Source organism: Flavobacterium sp., assembly GCF_040402955.1.
Taxonomy (GTDB): domain Bacteria; phylum Bacteroidota; class Bacteroidia; order Flavobacteriales; family Flavobacteriaceae; genus Flavobacterium.
The window spans coordinates 1-24,812 of sequence record NZ_JBBALQ010000005.1; the positions used below are offsets into that span (position 1 = coordinate 1).

Sequence of the window (24,812 nt, forward strand, 5' to 3'; positions counted from 1 at the left end):
AATCAGGTGGTCACTTTAAATTGGAATTGGGTGGTCAATATCACCGGAATATGCACCTGAGGCACTCGAAGGCAACAAAACAAAAAGATATAGCGGAAGACACGACCTGGAAGGGAACGCCAAAATTATTCTTAACTTATCATTTAAAATTGACAACTTCTTCCTATTTTAGCAGATATTTTTAAACTATGATGCTCATTAGATATTTATCGCAAATTGGTCGTTATTTCATAATGTTGAAAGAGGTATTCAATAGTCCGGTAAAATGGCCTGTGATGAAACAAATTATACTAAAGGAAATTGATGATTTAATTATTGATTCCCTAGGAATTGTATGTTTCATTTCGTTTTTTGTGGGTGGTGTTGTAGCTATTCAAACGGCATTAAACTTAACCAATTCATTAATACCAAAATATTTAATTGGTTTTGCAACACGACAATCGATCGTGTTAGAATTTGCTCCTACTTTTATTTCTATCATTATGGCGGGAAAAATGGGTTCGTTTATTACCTCAAGCATTGGCTCTATGCGCGTTACGGAACAAATAGAAGCACTTGAAGTTATGGGTGTAAACGCTTTAAATTATTTGGTGTTTCCAAAAATGATAGCGGTTTTATTGTATCCTTTCGTGATTGGAATTGCTATGTTTTTAGGCATTTTTGGTGGCTATTTAGCAGGTGTTTATGGTAATTTTACCTCAAGCACAGATTTTATTATAGGTATTCAAAAAGAATTTATTCCTTTCCATATTGTTTATGCGTTTATTAAAACTTTAATGTTTGCCTTTTTGTTAGCTACAATTCCTTCCTTTCACGGCTTTTATATGAAAGGTGGTGCGTTAGAAGTTGGAAAAGCTAGCACCGTATCATTTGTTTGGACCTCGGTAGTAATCATTTTAATGAACTATATTTTAACTCAATTACTTTTAAGCTAATGATTGAAGTACATAACATTAAAAAAAGTTTTGGGGATCAAATGATTCTAAAAGGAATTAGCACAAGTTTTGAAGCTGGCAAAACCAGTTTGGTCATTGGTCAGAGTGGCTCTGGAAAAACAGTTTTTATAAAATCATTATTAGGCGTTCACGAAATTGATAGCGGTTATATTTCGTTCGATAATCGAATTTATAAAGATTTAAATAAAGATGAAAAACGGGATATTCGTACAGAAATTGGTATGGTTTTTCAAGGAAGTGCTTTATTTGATAGTATGACGGTGGAAGAAAACATTGGTTTCCCTTTAAAAATGTTTACTAATAAATCGCCCTCTGAAATTAAAGAACGAGTGAATTTTGTTATTGATAGAGTGAATTTGGTTAATGCCAATCATAAAAAACCATCTGAAATTTCTGGAGGAATGCAAAAACGCGTAGCTATTGCAAGAGCTATTGTAAACAATCCGAAATATTTATTTTGTGACGAACCAAACTCTGGTTTAGATCCAAAAACGGCAATTGTGATTGATAATTTAATTCAAGAAATTACAAAAGAATATAATATAACAACTGTGATAAACACGCACGACATGAATTCTGTAATGGAAATTGGAGAAAAAATTGTGTTTCTAAAAAACGGTTTATTAGAATGGGAAGGCACTAACAAAGAAATTTTTAAAACCGATAATGCTGCTGTTACCGACTTTGTTTATTCAAGTGAATTATTTAAACGTGTTAGAAAAATGTACTTGGATGACGATGTTTAATTAGATGCGTTTTCTTCTAATACAAATCCAAATTGCTTAAAATCTTCCCAAAAAGCAGGATACGATTTTGAAACTACCTCAGCATTTTCAATAACAATCGGCACTTTTAAAGCTAAAGGAGCAAAAGCCATAGCCATTCTGTGATCTTGATAGGTAGAAATACTAACGTTAGAATTTATATTTTCTGATTGTTCCAGAATTAATGAATCATTGGTAATTGAAATAGTTGCACCTAATTTAGTTAATTCTATTTTTAAAGCTTCAAGTCGGTCTGTTTCTTTAATTTTCAGCGTGTGCAAACCCGTTAAATGACAGATGATTCCTAATCCAAAACAGGTTACTGCAATAGTTTGTGCAATATCGGGTGACGATTGAAGATTGAAATTAAATGATTTTTGAAATTTAGTATTGATTTTTGAAATCGTTATTGAATTATTGTCATTGAAAATGGTTTCCACTCCAAAATTTTTATACATTTCTACTAAAACTGCGTCGCCTTGTAAACTATTTTCTTTAAAACTTGATAAGGTAATTTGCGTACCAATTTCAGAAAGGGCAATAATTGAATACCAATAAGAGGCTGATGACCAATCGGATTCAATAGTAAATTTTAAATTCTGAAATGCAGATTGCGGCTTTACTATAATTTTATTTTCTACAAATGATGTTTCTACAACAATTTCATTTAATAACGCCAATGTCATTTTTATGTAAGAAACCGATGTTATATTGCCTTCCAGAATTACTTCCAATCCGTTTTCAAGTTTTGGTGCGATTAACAACAAAGCCGAAATATATTGGCTACTCACATTTGCCTTAATTGAAACTTTGTTTTTTGTAAGTTTTTTCCCTTTGATTTTTAATGGTGGAAATCCTTCTTTTTCTTCATATGTGATTTCGGCTCCCAATTGATTTAGTGCATCAACCAAAATTTTAATTGGGCGTTCTTTCATTCTTGAAGAACCTGTAAGTTGGACTTCAAAGCCGTCTTGTGCAGCAAAGTAGGCAGTTAAAAATCGCATTGCTGTTCCGGCGTGGTGAACATCAATTTTTGGGTATTGGGTTTTGGGTATTGGGTATTGGGCGCCCAAAGCTTTTATCATAACTTCCGAATCATCTGAAGTTGATGAATTTTCTAAAACTAAATTTGGGTATAATGCTTGTAAAACTAACAACCTGTTGGTTTCTGATTTGGAACCGGAAATTTTTAGTTTCAAGTTTGAAGTTTGAAGCTTATAACTAAGTTTTAAATTCACAATTATTTAAGTTTTTCATTATTCTGATGGCGGTCGTGGTCTCGATTGGTTTTTAAGTCGAGTTTTTTATCAAAAGCGTCTTGCAAATTAATTCCGGTTTGATTGGCTAAACATAAAACGACAAACACTACATCTGCTAATTCTTCGCCTAAATCTTTATTTTTATCCGATTCTTTTTCAGATTGTTCTCCGTATCTTCTTGCTATAATTCGAGCTACTTCACCTACTTCTTCTGAAAGCTGAGCCATATTGGTTAATTCGTTAAAATAGCGAACGCCGTGATTTTTTATCCAGTTGTCAACGTCTAGTTGTGCATTTTTTATGTCCATCTTATTTCTTTTTTTGTAATTTGGGTAAGACAAATGAATTAAATATTGACATAAAAAAACCATAAAACAAACCAGCTGTTGTAGCTTTTTGAACATCTTCATATTCTGCAAAATACATGATTACACCAAAAACTACTGCGTAAATTAGCATCTCGATTATGAATCTTTTTAGATTGAAATTTTTCATATTACTCTTTATTTTTACTATCAATAATAATAGTTACGGGTCCGTCATTAACTAATGCTACTTTCATATCGGCTCCAAATTGTCCTGTTTGGATTTTTTTCCCTAATTCCAATTCTAAAAGTTGTATGAATTTTTCATACATCGGAATAGCAATTTCTGGTTTTGCTGCTTTAATATAACTTGGCCTATTTCCTTTTTTAGTTAACGCGTGAAGCGTGAATTGACTTACAACAATGATTTCGCCCTTACTATCTTTTACAGAAAGGTTCATAACATTCATTTCGTCTCCGAAAATACGAAGATATACAATTTTAGAAACCAACCAATTAATGTCTTCCAAATTGTCTGATGATTCAATTCCAACTAAAATTAAAAGCCCTTGATGTATTTGAGCCACTATTTGTGAATCAATAGTAACGGAAGCTTCGGAAACTCTTTGAATAACTACTTTCAAAATAATGGTAAATTATAAATTATGAATTATTTTCTCGTTTCATCACTTGCTATTCGGTCTTCGCCGTAAATATCATTACGGTATTGCTCTTCGTCGCCTTCTAAAATTTTTAAATAACTTTGGTACCTGCTCCAAGTAATTTTATCTTCATCAAGTGCCTTTTTTACAGCACAATGCGGCTCTTCTTTATGCAAACAATTGTTGAATTTACAAGCTTCTTTTAAAGCAAAAAGTTCTGGAAAGTAATCCGAAACTTCTTGTTTTTCCATATCTACCATTCCAAAACCACGAATTCCTGGCGTATCAATAATTCGGATATTATTTGACAAATCAAACATTTCAGCAAAAGTGGTAGTATGTTGCCCTTGCGCGTGGGAATTAGATATTTCTTTAGTTCTCAATTTTAATGTAGGCTCAATTGCGTTTACTAACGTTGATTTTCCCACACCAGAATGCCCTGAAAACATGGATACTTTTCCTTTCATAATATCCATTAATTCTGCAACGCCTTTGTTATCGGTTGCCGAAACTCGCAAGCATCTATACCCAATTTCTGTATAAATATGTTGTAAATACAATTGCTCTTCTAAAGTAGCCTCGTCAAAGGTGTCTATTTTATTGAAAATTATAATCGCTTCAATGCCATACGCCTTTGCAGTAACTAAAAATCTGTCAATAAAACTAGTTGTGGTGATTGGATTGTTGATAGTTACAATTAAGAAACCAATATCAATATTTGAAGCAATTATATGTGTTTGCTTAGATAAATTTACCGACTTGCGTACGATATAATTTTTTCTATCGTGAATATGCGTAATAATTCCGTTTACTTCATCTACAGTTTCGTCTAAATCAAAGTCTACCACATCGCCTACCGCAATTGGATTGGTGCTTTTAATGCCTTTTATACGAAATTTACCTTTGATTCGACAATTGTAAAATTGGTTCTCTTCAGATTTTACGTAATACCAACTTCCTGTAGATTTATATACGGTTCCTGTCATTTTTAATTTTAAACGATGAATTACAAATTTACTCTTTATTATTCAAAATGTAAAATTGATATTTATTTAAATTTTATTCATTATTTTTTCCTGATGCGCAATACTTTCTTGATGTATCGCTTTATAAATTTTCAATACAAATTCTTCGTTTAGTCCTTTATTTTCTCCATCTATAATCATTCTTCCTAAAATTTCATTCCAGCGTTTGTTTTGCAAAATCGCTACGTTTTTCTCTTTTTTAAGTTGTCCAATTTTCTCTGCTAACTTCATGCGTTTTCCTAAAATCTCAATTAATTTTGTGTCTAATTCGTCAATATAGGCCCGTTGTAAAGCCATTTCTTTATTCCATTCTGCATTTTCATCGGTTTCTTTTCGCATTTTTAAATCGATGAAAATTTGCTTCAAAACTTTTGGTGTTACTTGCTGTGCAGCGTCACTCCAAGCATTATCTGGGTCGAAATGAGTTTCAATAATTAATCCGTCGTAATTTAAATCTAAAGCTTGTTGTGCAACTTCTTGAATCATTTCACGTTTACCCGTAATGTGCGATGGATCACAAATTAAAGGCAAATTCGGGAATCTGTTTTGTAAATCAATTGCTATTTGCCATTCTGGATTGTTTCTATATTTTGTTTTTTCATAGGTTGAAAATCCTCTGTGAATGACTCCTAAATTTTTAATTCCAGCTTGATATAAGCGTTCCAATCCGCCAATCCATAATGACAAATCTGGATTCACTGGATTTTTTATCAACACAATTTTATCTGTGTTTTTTAATGCATCTGCAATTTCTTGCACTGCAAACGGATTTACTGTAGTTCGTGCACCAATCCAAAGTACATCAATATCATATTGTAAAGCTAATTGAACGTGATTGGCATTGGCAACTTCTATTGCCATCAACAAACCTGTTTCAGCTTTGGCTTTTTGTAGCCATTTTAGACCAATTTTACCCACGCCTTCAAATCCTCCAGGTCGTGTTCTGGGTTTCCAAATTCCAGCACGAAAAATAGAAACATCAGAGTTTTTTAATTCGTGCGCAATTTTTAAAACTTGCTCTTCGGTTTCAGCACTACATGGTCCAGCTATAACTAAGGGATGATTTAATTTTAAATTAACCAACCATTGTTTGTGTTCTTTTGTAATTTCCATTTTATTTGAATAAAAAATCCCGAAAAATCGGGATTTATTAATTTATAAACTTTTATATAACTGATTGGTTACATAATTTTTTGGCGATTTTTATTCTATTACAAATATATAAAATATTTAATAACTTAAACTTACCAAACCGTTATCTTGAACGATAATTTGTCCAGTGATTCCATTTGAAGCATCTGTTAAAAGAAAACAAGCGGTTTGAGACACATCAACTGGATTTAAAATTCGTTTTAAAGGATGTTTCGCAATCATATTCTCTCTAATTTGATCTGAACGTAAAATTCCTGCCGCCAATGGCGAATCTATTAAAGAGGGTGCGATGGCATTGACTCTTATTTTTGGTGCAAATTCGGCAGCTAAACTTTTTACTAAACCCTCAACAGCTCCTTTTGCAGCAGCAATACTTGCGTGATATGGCATTCCGGATTGCACGGCAACCGTACTAAACATTACAACGCTTGCTTGTTCCGATTTTTTTAAAGTTGGTAAATAGTGTTGAAACGCTTTTAAAGCTCCGAAAAAATTTACATTTAAATCCGAATTGAAATCTTCTAAACTTAAACGATTAAACGGTTTCAAATTGATACTTCCTAAACAATATACCAAACCATCGATTGATTCAATTGTAGGTAAGTTGTCGGTTAAAGCGTCTAATTGATGCCAATTTCCATTAAAAGTATAAGAAGGCTCGGAACGAGAAATAACATGACAGAAATTACCTTTAGCAGATAATTCTTTTACAATTTGTTCTCCAACTCCTTTGCTTCCGCCAATTATTAAATAGTTTTTCATATATAATTTTAATTTAAATATTTTTCAAAATCGTTGACTATTACTTTTGCTTTGATGTCCGACATTAAACTGTATAAACCAAAAAATGTTCGGTTTACGTAAATGAAATGTTTAGATCCTCTGTTGCCATTCATTTTTCGTAATGTTTTGTCGCTAGCGAATTTTTCACTTAATACCGTAATTTGAGTTTGAAATTCAGGCTGGGCAAAATCAAATACTACCGCTTGAATGGGTTGAGTAAAAACACTAAGTAAATCATGAAACAGATTTGTAAAAAAATCTAGTTCATTAGGTGTGTCTATACTTTTAAGAATTTCTAATTCGTATAATTTTTTTTTGAAATAGTCCATATCTTTTAAAGATTCTGTTGTAGATACTTCAAAATAAGGCACATAAAAATTATTCGGAATTTCCTTCATACAACCGAAGTCAATCGCAATTAAGTTGTCGTTTGTATCTACTAAAAAATTACCCGGATGCGGATCAGCGTGAAATTTTTTCAATTGATGAATTTGGTACATGTAAAAATTCCATAACGTCTGCCCTACTTTATCACGTTGTTCTTGAGAGGCATTACTTGAACAAAATTCTGATAAATGAATCCCATTCATCCAATCCATTGTAATAATTTTGTCCGAAGAATATTCTGGATAATATTTTGGAAATAATAAGTTATCTATTTTCTCACAATCTTCAATAACTTTCATTGATTGTGAAATTTCCAATTTATAATCTGTTTCTTCGGTTAGTTTTTCCTCTACTTCTTGAAAATATTCGTCAGAAGTTCCTTGTAAATTAAACATTCTAACCGCAATTGGTTTTACTAATGCTATGTCCGAACCGATACTTTCTCGTATACCTGGATATTGAATTTTAACCGCTAAATTTTTGCCGTCTTTTGTAGCTTTATGAACTTGACCAATACTTGCCGCATTTATTGAATCTGGAGAAAAAGTATCAAATAATTCTTCTGGGTATTTTTTAAAATAGGTTTTAAATGTTTTTCGAACCAAAGGTGCTGATAATGGCGGTACAGAAAATTGCGACAACGAAAACTTATCTACATAAGATTGTGGTAACAAGTTTTTTTCCATACTTAACATTTGTGCAACTTTTAGCGCACTTCCTTTTAATTCCTTTAACCCATCGTAAATGTCTGAAGCATTACTTTCGTGTAATTTATCTTTAGTTAAAGACGGATTAACGACTTTTTCACCGTAATATTTTAGGTAATTTCCTCCAACTTTCACTCCGGTGGTAACTAATTTAGTTACACGCTGCATTTTTCCAGTTGGAATACTATCTATTTTATTCATTATTTTTTGTTGTGTTTATGATTTGGAAAACATGCCATTCATTTGTTCTTTCCATAAGAATTTTCCAAAATCTATGATACTCTGTGTTGGAATATTATAAGCCAAATCGAAACTAGCTTTTACAGATTTTTCAATAAAAACATCCGTTTTTTCGAAGTTTTTTGATTCGTCGTTCATCCAAAAATTGAAGATGGATAAAAATTGCAACCAAGATGCTTCTTGTAGTACTTTATCTTGGATTTTAACAACAGTTTCTTGTTCAATTTTAATTGGTTTTTCTAAAATAGTTAAAGCATAATCCAAATACACTTCTCGAAGTTTAGACAACTTTCCTAAGTTTTTCATTGGGTTTTTATCTTCTTTCAATAAATGAATGATAAAACTTCTATTTGCAGTAGCCATTTCGAAAAATGTAAAATAAAACGCAGATAATTTATTAGCACTATCATAGGATTTATATCCTTCATTTTTTTCAAGTAACTCTAATGTATAAGCAAACATCGAAACAAAATAGTTTTTTTCTAACAATTCAAATGAAGCAAAATAGTGATAAAAATCACTTTCATCCATATTATTTAACTTAGCAAATTCATAAACCGAATTTGGTTTTTTTGCGTTTGTTAAACAAAAATCAGTGTATGCAGAAACAATTACATCTTCTGTAATTACTTTCTTTTTTTTAGGTGCTGCCATAATAATCTTTTTTTGTTGAACAAATTTACATAAAAATTAAACAACAAAAAGAATATTAACTTAAATTTATCTATTAAAGTATTGCTTTTATTTATTATTTTTGTAGAAAAGAAGTATATGTCAATAGAAGTCAAAAATATTACCAAAACGTACGGAACTCAAAAAGCGTTGGACAACGTTAGTTTTTCTGTAAAAAAAGGAGAAATCGTAGGTTTTTTAGGTCCAAATGGTGCCGGAAAATCAACATTGATGAAAATATTGACCACGTATTTAACAGCAGATGAAGGCGAAGCCAACGTAAATGGTTTTGACGTGACTTCAGCTCAAAAAAGCGTACAACAATCTGTTGGATATTTACCAGAACACAATCCGTTGTATTTGGATTTGTATGTGCGTGAATATTTAGAATTTAGTGCTGATGTTCATAAAACAGATAAATCTCGTATTCAAGAAGTGATTGAATTGACAGGTTTAACTCCAGAATGTCATAAAAAAATTGGCGAACTTTCTAAAGGATTTCGTCAGCGTGTAGGATTGGCTACAGCTTTACTTCACAATCCAGATGTGTTGATTTTAGATGAACCAACAACCGGTTTGGATCCAAATCAATTAGTGGAAATTAGAGAATTAATTAAAAATATTGGTAAAGACAAAACCGTATTTTTATCTACGCATATTATGCAAGAAGTAGAAGCTATCTGCGATAGAATTATCATTATCCATAAAGGAAAAATTGTAGAAGATGCGCAACTTGCTGATTTAGGTAAGAATTTAGAGAAAGTGTTTAGAGAAAAAACAAAATCTTAATTCATTATCAAATGTCCAGAAAACAATTGATCTACATTTATAATTGGTGGATTATTTTTCAGAATCACATTCCCAGTATTTAAAATTTTTCCTGAAATAGATTGAATGGGTTTTAAAATCATATCGTTAGAACCGCGTTGAAAGATTTTTATGTTTTGACAAATGAAATTTTCTCCCTTAAATTTACCTGTACCAAAATAGAAATTACATAATAATTCCGCAGTATTTCCAGAAATATAAAAATTAGAAACGTGATTCGATTCAATAACGGTTTGTGCATTATTTATATTAAAATAGAAATCGCCAGTACCGGCTTCTTCTTCATTTAAAGCAAATAATCTCAGAATTGGAAAAGTCAACGTCCCATCTGAAAAAATATCTTGTTCGGTTTTGCTATGAATTTCGGAAATATTTGGTGCCGTTACATAAACAGTTGCAGCTTTAAAATCACGCGTCCAGTTACAGGTTGAATTGTCTTTTACTACTAAAAAATCACCTTGTTTAGTTACTTCAATATTACCGATTATATTTGTGCCTGATTGAATGATGACTTTAAAATCTAATCCTTCTTTTACAACCAAAGAAATTCCTGAATGCACACGAATTTTATCGAAATCAGAAATAGCAAATTCTTTAGTTACTGGATTTCCTGCATTTTTTATACAATCTTCTGAAATACCACAACTGGAAAGAATGAGAACAAAAACAACTAGTATATATTTTTTTATCATAATCTAATTCCTAAAGTTAATTCTGCCGCTTCTGCTTTTGCTTTATGCGTTTTTAAACCAATTCCTGTAAATATATTCTTATTGATATAATACTTTAGTGTCAACCGCTGATAAATATCAATATCATACTTAAAAGGTTTGTATACATAATAACCAAATTGCGTTTCAATGGATAATTTATTAATAAATAATTCGTGACCCACAAAAACACCAATTCTTTTATAATCCGTACTAGGATCAACGGGTTCTTTATTTGGAAAGGCGACAGATGAAAACTGAATATAGTCTTTTAAATATCTTGAAAAAAACACATCTGTTCCAAATTGAATGGCACTTTTTCTATTAAATCGCTTGTCTGCATATAAACCAATGTGATAAAACTGACGCTGACCAATTCCTACCACAGGAGCTTCTGAAATTCCTGTACGGAAGGCCAAATTGTATTTAATTTTTTCTGCATATGATTTTGAATTTGGCAAACTATCTTTTATTATGGGTTTGTCTTTATCCAAATTATAATTCAATCCAAATGTAAAGGAATAACTATTTATACCGCTATTTGGTGCTTTAAATCGGGCATTCGAAAAATGGGTAAGCATAAATCCTGTTTGGATACCAATTGGACCAAGAAGGTTTTGCTTTTGATATTGTAACAAAATGTAGTTGTTGTCTAAAAATTTCGAGCCGAAAGCGTTGTTTTTATTATTGGTTTCTTTATCGTACGGATTTGTTGTAAATCCAATTCCTTGTGAAACTCGGAACAGTAAATGTCTTTTTAAAAAGTAAAAATTATAATGTAACCCTATCGCATAATTTTTACCTAAATAGTTATTTTTAAAGTCGATAGCTTGAAATGATATTCCATAATCAGGATAACCATAAACTTGCTGCCATTCTTTTTTACCTGATGATTTTTTATTTATACTTACCAAAAATCCGTCTGGATGTCCAGTTGCCAAATGACTAACCTCTGGTGTATGTTTGAAAACATTTCCACGAAATCCTTGAACATCTATATAATAGGCGTCCGATTGATTTTGTGAAAACGAAATTCCAAAAATGAATAAAAGTAAAAAATGCTTCATAAAAATATTTAAGACAAATATAGTTTATGAAGTGTAATTACAAAGAAAATAAAATTAAAATATTTGACTGGCAATGGCTTTGATGTTTTCAGCTTTACCCATAGAGTAATAATGAAGTACGGGTATTCCTGCCGCCACAAGTTCTTTGCTTTGTTGCGCACACCATTCAATACCAATTTGTTTTACCGCCTCATTATCTTTGGCCTTCACGACAGACATAATTAAATCATCTGGTAATTCGATGCTAAATCGGTGTGGAATTAAATTTAGTTGTTTTTTGGTAGAGATTGGCTTTAAACCCGGAATTATTGGAATAGTAATTCCTGCCGCTCTGCACTTCGCAACAAATTCGAAAAATTTCTGATTATCAAAAAACATCTGAGTGATGATGTATTCTGCACCGTTTTTAATTTTTTGTTTTAAAAAATGAATGTCACTATCTAAACTTGGTGCTTCCATATGTTTTTCGGGATATCCTGCTACTCCGATACAAAAATCGGTTTTAGAAGAATTTTGCAAATCGGCATCTAAATAAATTCCGTTATTTAAATCGTTAATTTGCGAAACCAACTCAGAGGCATATGCGTGACCATCTTTTTCTGGTTTAAAATAAATTTCACTTTTTACCGCATCACCTCGAAGCGCTACAACGTTATTGATCCCTAAAAAATCTAAATCAATTAGTAAATTTTCGGTATCTTCTTTCGTAAAACCACCACACAAAATATGCGGAATGGCATCTACATTGTATTTGTTCTGAATTCCTGCACAAATTCCAACAGTACCTGGTCGTTTTTTTACAATTTTCTTTTGTAATAAACCGTTTTCTAATTCCTTAAATTCATATTCCTCTCGATGATACGTAACATCAATGAATGGCGGATTAAATTCCATTAACGGATCAATACTATCAAAAATAGATTGAATATTTTGACCTTTTAAAGGCGGTAAAATTTCAAAAGAAAACAAAGGTTTTCCGTTGGCGTTTTGGATATGTTCAGTTACTTTCATTTTTTTGTTTTGTTTCAAGTTTCAGGTTTCAGGTTATTGAACTTTAAACTTTAAACCTGAAACAACTATTTTTAATCTGCAATATTAGGTGCTAACCATTTAGTTGCTGTTTCTATTGATATATTTCTTCTTTTTGCGTAATCTGCTACTTGGTCTGATTTTATTTTTCCTAACCCAAAATACTTACTTTCTGGATGAGCAAAATAGTATCCAGATACGGAAGAAGCTGGCCACATTGCCATACTTTCAGTTAATTTCACACCAATATTTTCCTCCACGTTTAAAATGTTCCAAATGGTTGGCTTTTCTAAATGGTCTGGACAAGCAGGATATCCTGGTGCTGGACGAATTCCTTTGTAATTTTCTTTAATTAATTCTTGATTTGAAAGTTGTTCCTCAGAAGCGTATCCCCAAATTTCTTTTCGAACTTTTAAATGTAAATATTCTGCGAAAGCTTCTGCTAATCTATCACCTAAAGCTTTGGTTAAAATGGCATTATAATCATCTAATTGTTTTTCAAATTCTGTTGCTTTCTCATCTACGCCAAAACCAGTTGTAACACAAAAACAACCCATATAATCCTGAACGCCAATTTCTTTTGGAGCAATAAAATCGGCCAAAGCGATGTTAGGGGCTCCAGCAGTTTTAGAATTTTGTTGGCGTAAAGTTAGGAAAACATCTCCCCCTTCGGGGGTTGGGGGGCTGATCTCAATATCATCATCATTTATGGTGTTGGCGGGAAAAATTCCTAAAATTCCTTTAGCTGTAAACCATTTTTCAGAGACAATTTTTGATAACATATTTTGTGCATCTTTAAACAAATCTGATGCTTGTTCGCCCACTACCTCATCAGTTAATATTGCAGGATATTTTCCATATAATTCCCAAGATTGAAAAAACGGTGTCCAATCGATAAAATCGACTAAATCTGATAATGCTACCTCAACTGTTTTCGTTCCAATAAAATTAGGTTTTATAGCTTCGTAATTGTTCCAATCTATCTTTAATTTATTTTTACGAGCTGCTTCAATCGTTAAGAAATTTTTCTCTCTTGCTCTATTTAAATAACCTTCACGTAAGGCATCGTACTCCTCGCGTAAGGCAACTGAATACGACATTTTTGTATCCGTATTTAATAAATTCGAAGCAACAGTTACTGCTCTTGAAGCATCATTAACGTGTACTACAGTTGCAGCATATTCTGGAGCAATTTTCACAGCTGTATGTGCGCGTGAAGTGGTTGCACCACCAATCATCACTGGAATTTTGATGTTTAACTTATCCATTTCTTTGGCCAAATACACCATTTCGTCTAAAGAAGGTGTAATTAATCCGCTTAGACCGATGATATCTACATTTTCTTTAATGGCGGCATCAATAATTTTTTCTGGCGGAACCATAACGCCTAAATCGATAATTTCAAAATTATTACACGCTAAAACTACTGAAACAATGTTTTTTCCGATATCGTGAACATCACCTTTAACGGTTGCCATTAATACTTTTCCAGCAGAAGACGAAGCGGTTGAATCTTTTTCCTCTTCAATAAATGGTAATAAATACGCCACAGCTTTTTTCATAACTCGTGCTGATTTTACCACTTGAGGTAAAAACATTTTTCCGCTACCGAATAAATCGCCAACCACGTTCATTCCATTCATTAAACTGATTTCAATCACTTCAATGGCTTTATTGGCGGTTAATCTGGCTTCCTCTACATCAATTTCAATAAATTCATCAAATCCTTTTACTAACGAATACATTAATCGTTCTTGAACTGAACCATTTCGCCATTCGGCTATTGCTTTTTCATTTATCTTAAAATCGCCTTTAAAACTTTCGGCTAAATCTAATAATCGTTCGGTAGCATCTTCTCTTCTATTTAACAAAACATCTTCCACGTGTTCTAATAAAACCTTATCAATCTCATCGTAAATTTCTAACATTTCTGGATTGACAATCCCCATAGTCATCCCATTTTGAATGGCGTGATATAGAAAAGCGGAATGCATCGCTTCACGGACTTTATCGTTTCCACGAAAGGAGAATGAAACGTTACTTACGCCGCCAGAAATATTGGCATAAGGTAAATTTTCACGAATCCACTTTGTTGCTTGGAAAAAATCTAAAGCGTTTAATTTATGCTCGTCCATTCCAGTTGCTACTGGAAAAATATTCGGATCAAAAATGATGTCTTCGGCAGGAAAACCAACTTGGTTTACTAATATATCGTAACTTCTTTTACAAATTTCAATTCTTCTTTGGTAATTATCTGCTTGTCCGACTTCATCAAAAGCCATTACAATTACAGCCGCACCATAGCGTTTAATTAACTTGGCGTGATGAATAAAAACCGCTTCGCCTTCTTTTAGAGAAATTGAATTTACGACCGCTTTTCCTTGTACGACTTTTAAACCTGCTTCGATAATTTCCCATTTCGAACTATCTATCATTACAGGAACACGAGCAATATCTGGTTCGGCAGCAATTAAATTTAGGAATTTTGTCATAGCATAAACGCCATCTAACATTCCTTCATCCATATTTATGTCGATAATTTGAGCGCCACCTTCTACTTGTTCTCTAGCAACCGAAAGCGCCTCGTCGTATTTTTCTTCTTTAATTAAACGAAGAAATTTACGAGAACCTGTTACATTGGTTCGTTCACCAACATTCACAAAAACAGATTCTTCATTAATAAAGAGCGGTTCTAATCCTGAAAGTTGTAAATTTATTTTATTTGATCTATTCATATTTTTATTTTTGTCTACTCTGTCAAATAATACTTAACATTAACTAACTGAATGGATTGAATAATACCTAAATTAAGAGATGCTTGTTTGTCGTAAGAAAAAATACAACTAGAGTTAGGATTTATTTCAGTACAAGTAGAAGTTGCTCCATTTATAAAACCTGAAGAAGACACAAGACCGTCAGTATTAACTGTAAAATAAGGAAAACCTTTAATCACAAAATTATTTGGATTATTAAGTTTGATATCAAATTTCAACCTATTAGTATTATTTCCTGTATCGGGGATAAAAGTGAAATTTAATACTTCATAACTAAAGTTTTGTAATGGCGCTTGCTCTTGAATTGGAGTTGCCACATAATCGCATGGAACTAATAATTGTGATTCGGGAATATAAGCTGAACCAGTTGGTGTAATTATATTTCTACTTGGAATAGTAATTGTTTTTGTACAATTGTCAGTAGATGAACAACTAACTAAAGTACTAAAAACAATACTAAAAATTAATGCTATTAAATTTTTCATATATTAAATTTTTCTTGGTTTAAATTCTGCTGCAACTTCTGCTATTAATTTAATGTGTTCTGGAGTTGTACCGCAGCAACCTCCAATAATATTTATTAAATTGTCTTGTAAATATTCCCTAATTAGAGCTTGCATCTCCATTGGTGTTTGGTCATATTCTCCGAAGGCATTTGGCAAACCCGCATTTGGATGTGCCGAAATATTTAACTGCGTATGATGTGCCAAACGTTTTAAATAAGGTTTTAACTGATCGGCTCCCAAGGCACAATTAAATCCAATACTCAATAACGGAATGTGAGAAATCGAAATCAAAAAAGCTTCGACGGTTTGTCCTGATAAAGTTCTTCCAGAAGCATCTGTAATAGTTCCTGAAACCATAATTGGAATATCAATGTTTCGATCTTCTTTTACTTCTTCAATAGCGAAAAGTGCCGCTTTTGCGTTTAAAGTATCGAAAATCGTTTCAACCAAAAGCACATCCGAACCACCATCAATTAAAGCTTCAACTTGTTGTTTGTAGGCGATTCGTAAATCGTCAAAAGTTACGGCACGATAGCCAGGATCATTTACATCTGGCGACATAGAAGCCGTTCTGTTAGTTGGTCCGATGGATCCTGCCACAAAACGAGGTTTATCTGTAAATTCATCAGCCACTTCTCTTGCAATTTTTGCGGATTGGTAATTTAATTCGTACACCAAATCTTCCATATGATAATCGGCCATACCAATTGTTGTACCAGAAAACGTATTGGTTTCTAAAATATCTGCACCCGCCTGAAAATACAAACGATGGACTTCTTTCACTGCTTCTGGTTGCGTAATGGAAAGTAAATCGTTGTTTCCTTTCAATGGATGAGGAAACTCTTTGAATCGTTCCCCTCGAAAATCTTCTTCTTCAAATTTATTGCGTTGCAACATCGTACCCATAGCACCGTCAAGAACTAAAATTCTTTCGGTTATGGCTTGCTTTATGTTACTTTTAATTTGTTGTGTTTCTTGTGAATTTGACATTTTCAACGATATTATTTACTTTAAAAAACCTTGACGATTTCAAAAAAATGAAAGGGCAAGAATCTAAACTTAAAAATTGATATCAGCGAAAAATGTAAAATTTTCTAGTTATCTGTTTCCGACAAAAATTCGGAATAGAATGTAGCACCTTCTACAAGTGTAGGGTTGCTAAGGTTTCAAAGGGTCTAATCCCTCCACCTTTCGTGATAACAATCAGTATGTTTATGAACAGTGCAAAGGTAATAAAAAAAACGAAAAAAGAAATATTATCTAAAATTTAATTTTTTGAGACCTAAATTCAGTTTATTTTTCATTAAATATAATCATATTAGGAAAATTAATCTATAAATAAGGTTTGATATTGAAAATAAAATTTAAATTACAATTTATGATTTAAAAATCAAATTGATTTTATAACTTTGCAGCAGAATTAAAGAGGAAAAATTTGAACTGATTGCAACCTCGTAAAAAAATGCTAAAGCAGCATCTTCCCTACTTTAGTATTTCCTTGCAATTTTTTCGTTAATTATTATACACTTATTTTTATAATTATGGCATATTTATTTACGTCGGAATCTGTGAGCGAAGGACATCCAGATAAAATTGCAGATCAAATTAGTGATGCATTAATTGATAATTTTTTAGCATTTGACCCAACTTCAAAAGTGGCTTGTGAAACTTTAGTAACTACAGGGCAAGTGATTTTGGCTGGTGAGGTAAAATCTAATACCTATCTAGATGTTCAATCTATTGCGCGTGATGTAATTAGAAAGATTGGCTACACAAAAAGCGAATATATGTTTGAGGCCAACTCTTGTGGGGTTTTATCTGCGATTCATGATCAATCTGATGACATTAATAGAGGAGTTGATAGAGCTGCAGCTACAGATTTTGAATCAAAAGCCAATGCACAAGGTGCGGGTGACCAAGGAATTATGTTTGGTTATGCTACAAACGAAACTGTAGATTTAATGCCATTAGCATTAGATTTAGCACACAAATTATTACAAGAATTAGCAGAATTAAGAAGAGAAAATTCAGCCATTACTTATTTACGTCCAGATGCAAAATCTCAAGTTACATTAGAATACAATGATGATAATGTTCCAGTTAGAATTGACTCTATAGTAGTTTCTACACAACACGATGATTTTGATGAAGAAACTTCTATGCTTGCAAAAATCAAGAAAGATATTATTGACATCTTAATTCCAAGAATTTTAGCTAAATATCCTCAATATGCTCATTTATTTAATGATAAAATTGAATACCACATTAACCCAACTGGAAAATTTGTAATCGGAGGACCACACGGAGATACTGGATTAACAGGTAGAAAAATTATCGTGGATACTTATGGCGGAAAAGGTGCTCACGGTGGTGGGGCTTTCTCAGGTAAAGATCCAAGTAAGGTTGACAGAAGTGCTGCTTATGCTGCACGTCATATTGCTAAAAACTTGGTTGCTGCTGGTGTGGCAAGCGAGGTTTTAGTTCAAGTTTCTTATGCCATTGGTGTTGCAAAACCTTGTAACATTTATGTAAACACATACGGAACAGCTAAAAATGGTTTATTAGATTCTCAAATTTCAGATAAAGTAGCACAATTGTTTGATTTAAGACCTTATGCTATTGAGCAAAATTTAAAATTAAGAACGCCAATTTATAGTGAAACTGCTGCTTACGGACATATGGGACGTAAAAATGAAGTAGTAACAAAAACGTTTAAATCACCAGATGGTGTTGTAAAAACAGTAGAAGTTGAATTATTTACTTGGGAAAAATTAGACCGTGTAGCAGATATTAAAACTGCTTTTGGAATTTAATATTTTATTTTCTAAAGCCAGAATAAAAAAACCCGATTTTCATTTGAAAATCGGGTTTTTGTTTTTATCTAATATCTTGATTTAAGATTAAATCTATATATAAATTAATTTTATCTTTTAATTCTTTTCTGTGTGAAATAAAATCTAAGAAACCGTGTTCTAATAAAAATTCAGAGGTTTGAAATCCTTCTGGCAAATCTTTTCCTGTGGTGTCTCTAACTACACGCGGTCCTGCAAAAGCAATTAAAGCACCTGGCTCCGCAATATTAATATCTCCAAGCATAGCGTATGAAGCAGTAGTTCCTCCTGTTGTAGGGTCAGTACATAATGAAATATACGGTAATTTTGCTTCTGCTAATTGTGCTAATTTTGAAGACGTTTTAGCCAATTGCATTAAAGATTGCGCCGCTTCCATCATACGAGCACCACCTGATTTTGAAATCATTACAAATGGTAATTTATTATTGATAGCATAATTAATTCCTCTGGAAATTTTTTCACCAACAACAGCACCCATTGAACCACCAATAAAAGCAAAATCCATACAACAAACAACTATGTCATTTCCTTTAGATTTTCCTACTCCTGTTCTTACTGCGTCTTTTAGCTTTGTTTTTTCGGTAACTTCTTTTAAACGGTCGCTATATTTTTTTGTGTCAACGAATTTCAATGAATCTACAGAAGTTAAATTGGCATCTAATTCTTTAAACTCATTATCATCAAATAAAATTCTAAAATATTCAGCACTACCAATTCTTACATGATAATCGTCTTCTGGGCTTACCCATAAGTTTCTTTCTAATTCATCTGAATCTACAATTTTTCCTGTTGGCGATTTGTACCATAAACCTTTTGGTACATCTTTTTTGTCTTCAGTTGCAGTTGTAATTCCTTTTTCTTTTCTTTTAAACCAAGCCATAGTTTTAATGGATAATGGACAATTGAAAATTGACAATCAAATAATTATCAATTTTCAATTATCAATTGTTAATTATAAAGTATTTACGTTATTTAAATCGGCGAAAGCCTGTTCTAATCTTGTATTGAAAGTAACTTCTCCTTCACGAATCCATTTTCTTGGGTCGTAATGTTTTTTATTTGGACTGTCGCTTCCTTCTGGGCTACCAATTTGTGTTTTTAAATAGTCGATTTTAGACGTCATATAATCTCTAATTCCTTCTGTAAAAGCAAATTGTAAATCGGTATCAATATTCATTTTGATTACACCATATGAAATGGCTTCTCTAATTTCTTCAATCGTAGAACCTGAACCTCCGTGGAAAACAAAATCAACTGGATTAGCTCCTGTGTTGAATTTATTTTGAACATATTCTTGAGAGTTTTTTAAAATTTTTGGTGTTAATTTTACGTTTCCTGGCTTATACACACCGTGAACATTTCCGAAAGAAGCCGCGATAGTAAAACGTGGACTAATTTTCATTAACTCTTCGTACGCATAAGAAACTTCTTCTGGTTGTGTGTACAATTTAGAACTATCAACATCCGAATTATCTACTCCATCTTCTTCTCCACCTGTAATGCCAAGTTCAATTTCTAATGTCATATCCATTTTACTCATTCTTGCTAAATATTGCTTGCAAAGTTCAATGTTTTCTTCAATTGGTTCTTCAGATAAATCAATCATATGAGAAGAATATAATGGTTTTCCTGTTTCTGAAAAATGTTTTTCAGAAGCATCTAATAAACCATCAATCCAAGGTAATAATTTTTTTGCACAATGATCTGTATGTAAAATTACGGTTGCGCCATAAGCTTCAGCTAAAGTATGTACGTGTTTTGCACCAGCAATAGATCCTAAAATAGCTGCTTTTTCACCAACATTTGACATTCCTTTTCCAGCGTTAAACTGACCGCCTCCGTTTGAAAACTGAATAATTACAGGTGCATTTAATTTTGCTGCTGTTTCTAAAACTCCATTTATTGTACTACTTCCTGTAACGTTTACAGCTGGTAAAGCAAATCCTTTTTCTTTCGCGTAATTAAAAATTTCTTGAACTTGATTTCCAGTGGCCACTCCAGGTTTGATATTATGACTCATACGTTTTTATTTATTGATAATTTATTTATGTTGTTTTTTTGAATTTACAAAAGTAAGAATTTTATTAATTTTAAAAAGGATAATTGATACCTATATTAAAAACAGTTTTAGAAAAGTTCATATCTTTCAACCATCTTTGCGAATATTCTTTAGCAGGATTGTAAGCTTTGAAACCTAAATCGCCACGAATAACAAAGAAACCAAAATCATATCTAAGTCCAAAACCAGTACCTAAAGCAACCTCTTGAAAAGATTTTGTTCCTTTAAATTTTAATTTTTCATCTTCTACGTTATCTGAAACATTCCAAATATTTCCTGCATCGGTAAATAAAGCTCCATTTAAACTATTAAAAATATTAAATCGGTATTCTAAATTTAGAGAAAGTTTTAAATTGGCTTCATTAAAGTCATTTACACTTAAACTTGACCCTGGTCCCAATGAATAGGCTTGCCATCCTCTATTATCATTACTTCCACCTGCAAAATAACTTCTTGAAAAAGGCACCGAATTTGAATTTCCATGAGGAACAGCCACTCCTCCAAAAAATCTAAATGCTAAGGAACTTTTCTTATATAACTGTAAGTGTTTGATGTATTCAAATTCCGTTTTAAGATATTGCGCATATTCTACACCAAAAACAGTTTGATTGTCGTTACTATTTAAGGCTTCTTTTTTTTGCTTTGCAATTACATTTAAAATATTTCCTGAACTTTCAATTTTAGCTTTAATATTATAAAACTGAACATCATTAACGCTTCTTTTGGTACTTAAATTATAAGAAAAACTTGATGATAAAATTAAATTGTTTTCAATCAATCTTTTTCTTCTTTCTCCAATGGAGTTGATGGTTTTAAAATCCGTTTCATCAGCTACGTTAATGCCACCACTTTTTACTTCATTAATAAAATCTACCGCTCCAGAAAAAGTCAAATTTCCAGCGTCATCTTCAAATGCAGCATTTGTATTATACGTTTGTGCTAAATTATTTAACGTATTGTATGAATAATTATACACGTTAAAATAATTATCAATATTTAAATTTTTAACAAATTGTAAGTTAAATAAATCCAATTTAAACTTTTTAGTTTCATCTTTATTTAACCCCCAATCGTAATAAAAACTTCCGTAATAATTTTCTTTATCCAAACCAATATTTGTTTGTTTTGATAAACCTAAGGTAATAGAAGTACTTGGTAACGATTCTTTACTAATAATTTTATTCATATTTATAGGGAAGAAAATTCTTGGAAAACTTAATTTTACATCAGCACCATATTCAAGTATATTAAAAAAAGCATCCGTACTATTTTTTATGCTGGCATCTCTAGAGGAACCCAAATTGCCTCGCAACGAAAAATCTAAAATTTCGGCACCTTTAAATAAATTTCTAAATGTAATTCCTGTAAATCCAGAAATACCAAACAACTGAATGTTTGATTGTGTAAAATCGCCTTTAATATTGAAATTATATTTTTTTAATGGTGTTAATATAATATTTGCAATTAATCCGTTTCCAGTAGCGTCTTCTACATATTGAATTCGAGGATACGCAAATACTCTTAAATTAGATAATGCTCTTGTAGTTAGTGTTTTATCTTGATCACTAAATAGTTTTCCTTCTTCAATAAAAATAGCATTTACTAATGCTTTAGGTTTATATTTTAGTTTCCCAGAACTGTAGAAATTAAATTTTTTGTACGAAATACTATCAATTCCGATAGCTTTCTCTTTTACTTGTTTATCCGTAAAAACATTGACTTTACTAATTTTATATAACTTAAATGGTTCGGTAAAAGTAGAATCGCCTCTTTTTACTACCCTATTTCCAATATTAAACGTAATGTTCAATTTATTAGCTTTACCGATTGTATCCACATCAGGACGTTTAATATAATTTTCTTGAAAATGATACAATCCTCTGTTTCTAAATTCTGTGGCAATTCGTTTTTTCTCGTTGCTAATATTTTCGGCAGTATACGTTTCTCCTGTTTTTATTAACGAATTTCCAGAAATATTTTGATATAATGAATCGACAATAGGCGTTTCAATATTTCTAAAAATACTATCAATTACATACGGTTTTCCGGTATTTATTTGATACGTAACTTTTACTTTTTTATTTTTTAACGAATCGATTTTAGATGCTACTTTCACATCAAAAAATCCTCTATTAAATTGGTACGATTGCAATCTAATTTCCGATTTTCTAACTCTTGCTGTATCCAAAATAGAAGGTGCTTCCCCTACTTCCTTAAAAAAATCACTATATCCAGAAACCAAAAACGATTTACCCAAACGATTTACTTGCTTTTTAGAATACAATTTTGTCATTCTTTCTAATCGGTTTGGTTTTTTTAGCAACCAAGCTTGATAAGACGAATCGGCATTTTTTTTACTCAAATTATACAACTGCAAACGGGGTTTAAATCCCAATAACTTACTATTGGGTTTTTGGTACAATTGATTGTGCAAATCTTCTGAGTTAGTAGATTTGTTATTTACTATAATTTCGTTATCTTCAATAAGCAATTGTTTCTTTTGGAGCTTTCTCACTTCAGAACAAGAGTAAAAAAGTAGTCCAAAAAGAAAAAATAGTGCTATTTTTGGAGTGAGATTCTTCAAACGCTTAATTTTTATCAAAAATACAATTTTTTATGGTTAGCAAAAACCAAATTAAACTAATTAATAGTTTACAACAAAAAAAGTACCGTAAGTTACACAATCTTTTCATAGCAGAAGGGAAAAAAGTAATTCAAGAACTTTTAGATGCGCAATTTAGCTTGGCGTATTTATTTGTAACCAAAGCCGATTTGTTTGACACCAACCCTGCTGCAACACTTATTTCAGATAATGAACTTAAAAAAATAACCGCATTAACTACCGCAAATGATTGTTTGGCTGTTTTTGAAATAAAAGAAACCGCTTTCAAACCAACTTCTGGATTAGAATTGGCTTTAGACAACATAAAAGACCCAGGTAATATGGGTACGATTATAAGATTATGTGATTGGTTTGGAATTTCAAAAATTGTTTGTTCTGAAGAAACCGTTGATATGTATAATCCAAAAGTAGTACAAGCTACTATGGGAAGTTTAGCCAGAGTGCAAATAGAATACACCAATTTAGTCGCTTATTTGAAAGCCACTGATAAGGAAATTTTTGGAACATTTATGGATGGAAAAAACATTTACAAAACTAAGTTACCATCTAAAGGAATTATTGTGATGGGTAATGAAGCCAATGGTATTTCTTCGGAAATAGAACAATTAGTTACTCAAAAAATTGCGATTCCAAGATTTGGAAATTTACAGCAAACCGAAAGTTTAAACGTAGCTACAGCCACCGCCATATTTTTATCGGAATTTAAACGAAGTGAATAAAAAATCAACTTTTTGACTTTACGACTATCTGCTTAATGAAATGTAAAGTTTACAAATACCGCTCTGGTTTGCATCGATTTAATATTTCCTGTCCAAGGAGAATTTGGATCCACATCGCGAATTAATTCATCACCCGTTCCAAAAACACCACGGATGGATGGAGAAAATTTAAAGTATTCTAAATATAAATCCAAACCAAAACCTACTTCGTAATTTTGCGTCCAAGTTTTTACTCGGAATCTATTTGCGGAATTATCGTCTGTGGCTTTTTCGTTACTTCCTAAATTTAAAGTAGAAGATACACCTCCAAGTAAATATGGACGTACATTTCCAGTTCGTAATGCGGAATATTTTAACAATAATGGGAAATGTAAATTGGCTGCTTTTACTTCTCTTAATTTATCAACACGGTCTTCAATATTTGGGTAAATTAAATTACGTTGCGTGGCATAAAAACCAGGTTCGAAACGTAAATCGAAAAATTCTCTTAATCTTAAATTGACTACCAAACCAACATTAAAACCAGTAGCTGGCTTCAACTCAATATCTTTTCCAACCGTTTTATAATTAAATTGATAAGTATAACTGCTAAATCCTAAATAATATCCAAAGTGAATTTTTTTCTTCTCAAAATTTTCATCATTTATAATTGGATTTTTACCAAAGGTACCGCCCTGAGCGAAAGATTTCAGTGCGAATAATACAATAAAAATAAGATATCTAACTTGCATTT

Annotated in this window: 24 protein-coding genes, 1 pseudogene and 1 riboswitch; of the genes and pseudogenes, 6 read left to right on the plus strand and 19 right to left on the minus strand. The window is 31.8% G+C overall.

What is annotated here, in order from left to right; all coding sequences use genetic code 11:
• The 3 genes from ABWP78_RS03880 to ABWP78_RS03890 form a co-directional block, all read left to right on the plus strand.
• Nucleotides 1-185: hypothetical protein (locus tag ABWP78_RS03880; protein ID WP_353169284.1), on the plus strand; the 185-nt coding region annotated here is incomplete at its 5' end.
• Nucleotides 186-188: 3 nt separating this feature from the next.
• Nucleotides 189-935, plus strand: a complete 747-nt coding sequence (locus ABWP78_RS03885) for an MlaE family ABC transporter permease (RefSeq protein ID WP_353169286.1) — start codon at nucleotides 189-191, stop codon at nucleotides 933-935.
• Nucleotides 935-1,702: an ABC transporter ATP-binding protein gene (locus ABWP78_RS03890; RefSeq protein ID WP_353169289.1), complete on the plus strand. Its 768-nt coding sequence runs from the start codon at nucleotides 935-937 to the stop codon at nucleotides 1,700-1,702. Before ABWP78_RS03885 ends, ABWP78_RS03890 begins: the two co-directional genes overlap by 1 nt.
• Here the strand turns inward: ABWP78_RS03890 and aroA are convergent.
• From aroA to ABWP78_RS03935, 9 genes are all read right to left on the minus strand, one after another.
• The gene (aroA, locus tag ABWP78_RS03895) at nucleotides 1,699-2,958 is read right to left on the minus strand and encodes a 3-phosphoshikimate 1-carboxyvinyltransferase (protein WP_502905455.1); all 1,260 of its coding nucleotides are present in this window, start codon (nucleotides 2,956-2,958) and stop codon (nucleotides 1,699-1,701) included. The two genes, ABWP78_RS03890 and aroA, sit on opposite strands and share 4 nt — an antisense overlap.
• Nucleotides 2,959-2,960: 2 nt before the next feature.
• Nucleotides 2,961-3,287, minus strand: coding sequence for a nucleotide pyrophosphohydrolase (locus ABWP78_RS03900; protein WP_353169293.1), 327 nt, complete (start codon nucleotides 3,285-3,287; stop codon nucleotides 2,961-2,963).
• A 1-nt stretch (nucleotide 3,288) separates the two neighbouring features.
• The gene (locus ABWP78_RS03905) at nucleotides 3,289-3,474 is read right to left on the minus strand and encodes a hypothetical protein (protein WP_353169295.1); all 186 of its coding nucleotides are present in this window, start codon (nucleotides 3,472-3,474) and stop codon (nucleotides 3,289-3,291) included.
• 1 nt (nucleotide 3,475) lies between these two features.
• Nucleotides 3,476-3,928, minus strand: a complete 453-nt coding sequence (gene dtd, locus ABWP78_RS03910) for a D-aminoacyl-tRNA deacylase (protein ID WP_353169298.1) — start codon at nucleotides 3,926-3,928, stop codon at nucleotides 3,476-3,478.
• Nucleotides 3,929-3,954: 26 nt separating this feature from the next.
• On the minus strand, nucleotides 3,955-4,932 hold the full coding sequence (gene rsgA / locus ABWP78_RS03915) for a ribosome small subunit-dependent GTPase A (protein WP_353169300.1): 978 nt from the start codon (nucleotides 4,930-4,932) through the stop codon (nucleotides 3,955-3,957).
• 66 nt (nucleotides 4,933-4,998) lie between these two features.
• A complete protein-coding gene (locus ABWP78_RS03920) occupies nucleotides 4,999-6,084 on the minus strand; it encodes a chorismate mutase (protein WP_353169303.1) in 1,086 nt (361 codons plus the stop codon).
• A gap of 117 nt (nucleotides 6,085-6,201) precedes the next feature.
• Nucleotides 6,202-6,885: an SDR family NAD(P)-dependent oxidoreductase gene (locus ABWP78_RS03925; protein ID WP_353169305.1), complete on the minus strand. Its 684-nt coding sequence runs from the start codon at nucleotides 6,883-6,885 to the stop codon at nucleotides 6,202-6,204.
• A gap of 8 nt (nucleotides 6,886-6,893) precedes the next feature.
• Nucleotides 6,894-8,201 carry an ABC1 kinase family protein gene (locus ABWP78_RS03930; RefSeq protein WP_353169307.1) on the minus strand — a complete coding sequence of 436 codons (1,308 nt, stop codon included), beginning with the start codon at nucleotides 8,199-8,201 and terminating at the stop codon, nucleotides 6,894-6,896.
• 15 nt (nucleotides 8,202-8,216) lie between these two features.
• Nucleotides 8,217-8,894, minus strand: a complete 678-nt coding sequence (locus ABWP78_RS03935; RefSeq protein WP_353169309.1) for a TetR family transcriptional regulator C-terminal domain-containing protein — start codon at nucleotides 8,892-8,894, stop codon at nucleotides 8,217-8,219.
• A 117-nt stretch (nucleotides 8,895-9,011) separates the two neighbouring features.
• On the opposite strand from ABWP78_RS03935, the pseudogene ABWP78_RS03940 reads away from it, so the two are divergent.
• A pseudogene (locus tag ABWP78_RS03940) lies at nucleotides 9,012-9,665 on the plus strand (ATP-binding cassette domain-containing protein); the annotation flags it as partial.
• A 32-nt stretch (nucleotides 9,666-9,697) separates the two neighbouring features.
• Here the strand turns inward: ABWP78_RS03940 and ABWP78_RS03945 are convergent.
• From ABWP78_RS03945 to ABWP78_RS03970, 6 genes are all read right to left on the minus strand, one after another.
• The gene (locus ABWP78_RS03945; RefSeq protein ID WP_353169311.1) at nucleotides 9,698-10,432 is read right to left on the minus strand and encodes a head GIN domain-containing protein; all 735 of its coding nucleotides are present in this window, start codon (nucleotides 10,430-10,432) and stop codon (nucleotides 9,698-9,700) included.
• Nucleotides 10,429-11,517 (minus strand): acyloxyacyl hydrolase, encoded by a 1,089-nt coding sequence (locus ABWP78_RS03950; protein ID WP_353169313.1) that lies wholly within the window; start codon nucleotides 11,515-11,517, stop codon nucleotides 10,429-10,431. Before ABWP78_RS03950 ends, ABWP78_RS03945 begins: the two co-directional genes overlap by 4 nt.
• Nucleotides 11,518-11,571: 54 nt before the next feature.
• Nucleotides 11,572-12,528, minus strand: coding sequence for a methylenetetrahydrofolate reductase [NAD(P)H] (metF, locus tag ABWP78_RS03955; RefSeq protein WP_353169315.1), 957 nt, complete (start codon nucleotides 12,526-12,528; stop codon nucleotides 11,572-11,574).
• Nucleotides 12,529-12,599: 71 nt separating this feature from the next.
• On the minus strand, nucleotides 12,600-15,281 hold the full coding sequence (metH, locus tag ABWP78_RS03960) for a methionine synthase (RefSeq protein ID WP_353169317.1): 2,682 nt from the start codon (nucleotides 15,279-15,281) through the stop codon (nucleotides 12,600-12,602).
• Between the two features lie 14 nt (nucleotides 15,282-15,295).
• A complete protein-coding gene (locus ABWP78_RS03965) occupies nucleotides 15,296-15,805 on the minus strand; it encodes a hypothetical protein (RefSeq protein ID WP_353169319.1) in 510 nt (169 codons plus the stop codon).
• A gap of 3 nt (nucleotides 15,806-15,808) precedes the next feature.
• On the minus strand, nucleotides 15,809-16,816 hold the full coding sequence (locus ABWP78_RS03970) for a homocysteine S-methyltransferase family protein (protein WP_353169321.1): 1,008 nt from the start codon (nucleotides 16,814-16,816) through the stop codon (nucleotides 15,809-15,811).
• Between the two features lie 105 nt (nucleotides 16,817-16,921).
• A riboswitch (SAM riboswitch) is annotated at nucleotides 16,922-17,029 on the minus strand.
• Between the two features lie 338 nt (nucleotides 17,030-17,367).
• Between ABWP78_RS03970 and metK the strand changes: the two genes are divergently transcribed.
• Complete coding sequence (metK, locus tag ABWP78_RS03975; RefSeq protein ID WP_353169323.1) at nucleotides 17,368-18,639, plus strand: methionine adenosyltransferase; 1,272 nt, start codon at nucleotides 17,368-17,370, stop codon at nucleotides 18,637-18,639.
• A 64-nt stretch (nucleotides 18,640-18,703) separates the two neighbouring features.
• On the opposite strand, the gene accD is transcribed toward metK, so the two are convergent.
• The 3 genes from accD to tamL form a co-directional block, all read right to left on the minus strand.
• Nucleotides 18,704-19,558: an acetyl-CoA carboxylase, carboxyltransferase subunit beta gene (gene accD, locus ABWP78_RS03980; protein WP_353169326.1), complete on the minus strand. Its 855-nt coding sequence runs from the start codon at nucleotides 19,556-19,558 to the stop codon at nucleotides 18,704-18,706.
• 72 nt (nucleotides 19,559-19,630) lie between these two features.
• Nucleotides 19,631-20,698: a class II fructose-bisphosphate aldolase gene (fbaA, locus tag ABWP78_RS03985; RefSeq protein ID WP_353169328.1), complete on the minus strand. Its 1,068-nt coding sequence runs from the start codon at nucleotides 20,696-20,698 to the stop codon at nucleotides 19,631-19,633.
• Nucleotides 20,699-20,768: 70 nt separating this feature from the next.
• Nucleotides 20,769-23,339, minus strand: coding sequence for a translocation and assembly module lipoprotein TamL (gene tamL / locus ABWP78_RS03990; protein WP_502905456.1), 2,571 nt, complete (start codon nucleotides 23,337-23,339; stop codon nucleotides 20,769-20,771).
• A 14-nt stretch (nucleotides 23,340-23,353) separates the two neighbouring features.
• Between tamL and ABWP78_RS03995 the strand changes: the two genes are divergently transcribed.
• Complete coding sequence (locus ABWP78_RS03995; protein WP_353169332.1) at nucleotides 23,354-24,079, plus strand: RNA methyltransferase; 726 nt, start codon at nucleotides 23,354-23,356, stop codon at nucleotides 24,077-24,079.
• A 32-nt stretch (nucleotides 24,080-24,111) separates the two neighbouring features.
• Here the strand turns inward: ABWP78_RS03995 and porT are convergent, their stop codons facing one another.
• Nucleotides 24,112-24,810 carry a type IX secretion/gliding motility protein PorT/SprT gene (gene porT, locus ABWP78_RS04000; protein ID WP_353169334.1) on the minus strand — a complete coding sequence of 233 codons (699 nt, stop codon included), beginning with the start codon at nucleotides 24,808-24,810 and terminating at the stop codon, nucleotides 24,112-24,114.
• Nucleotides 24,811-24,812: the final 2 nt, after the last annotated feature.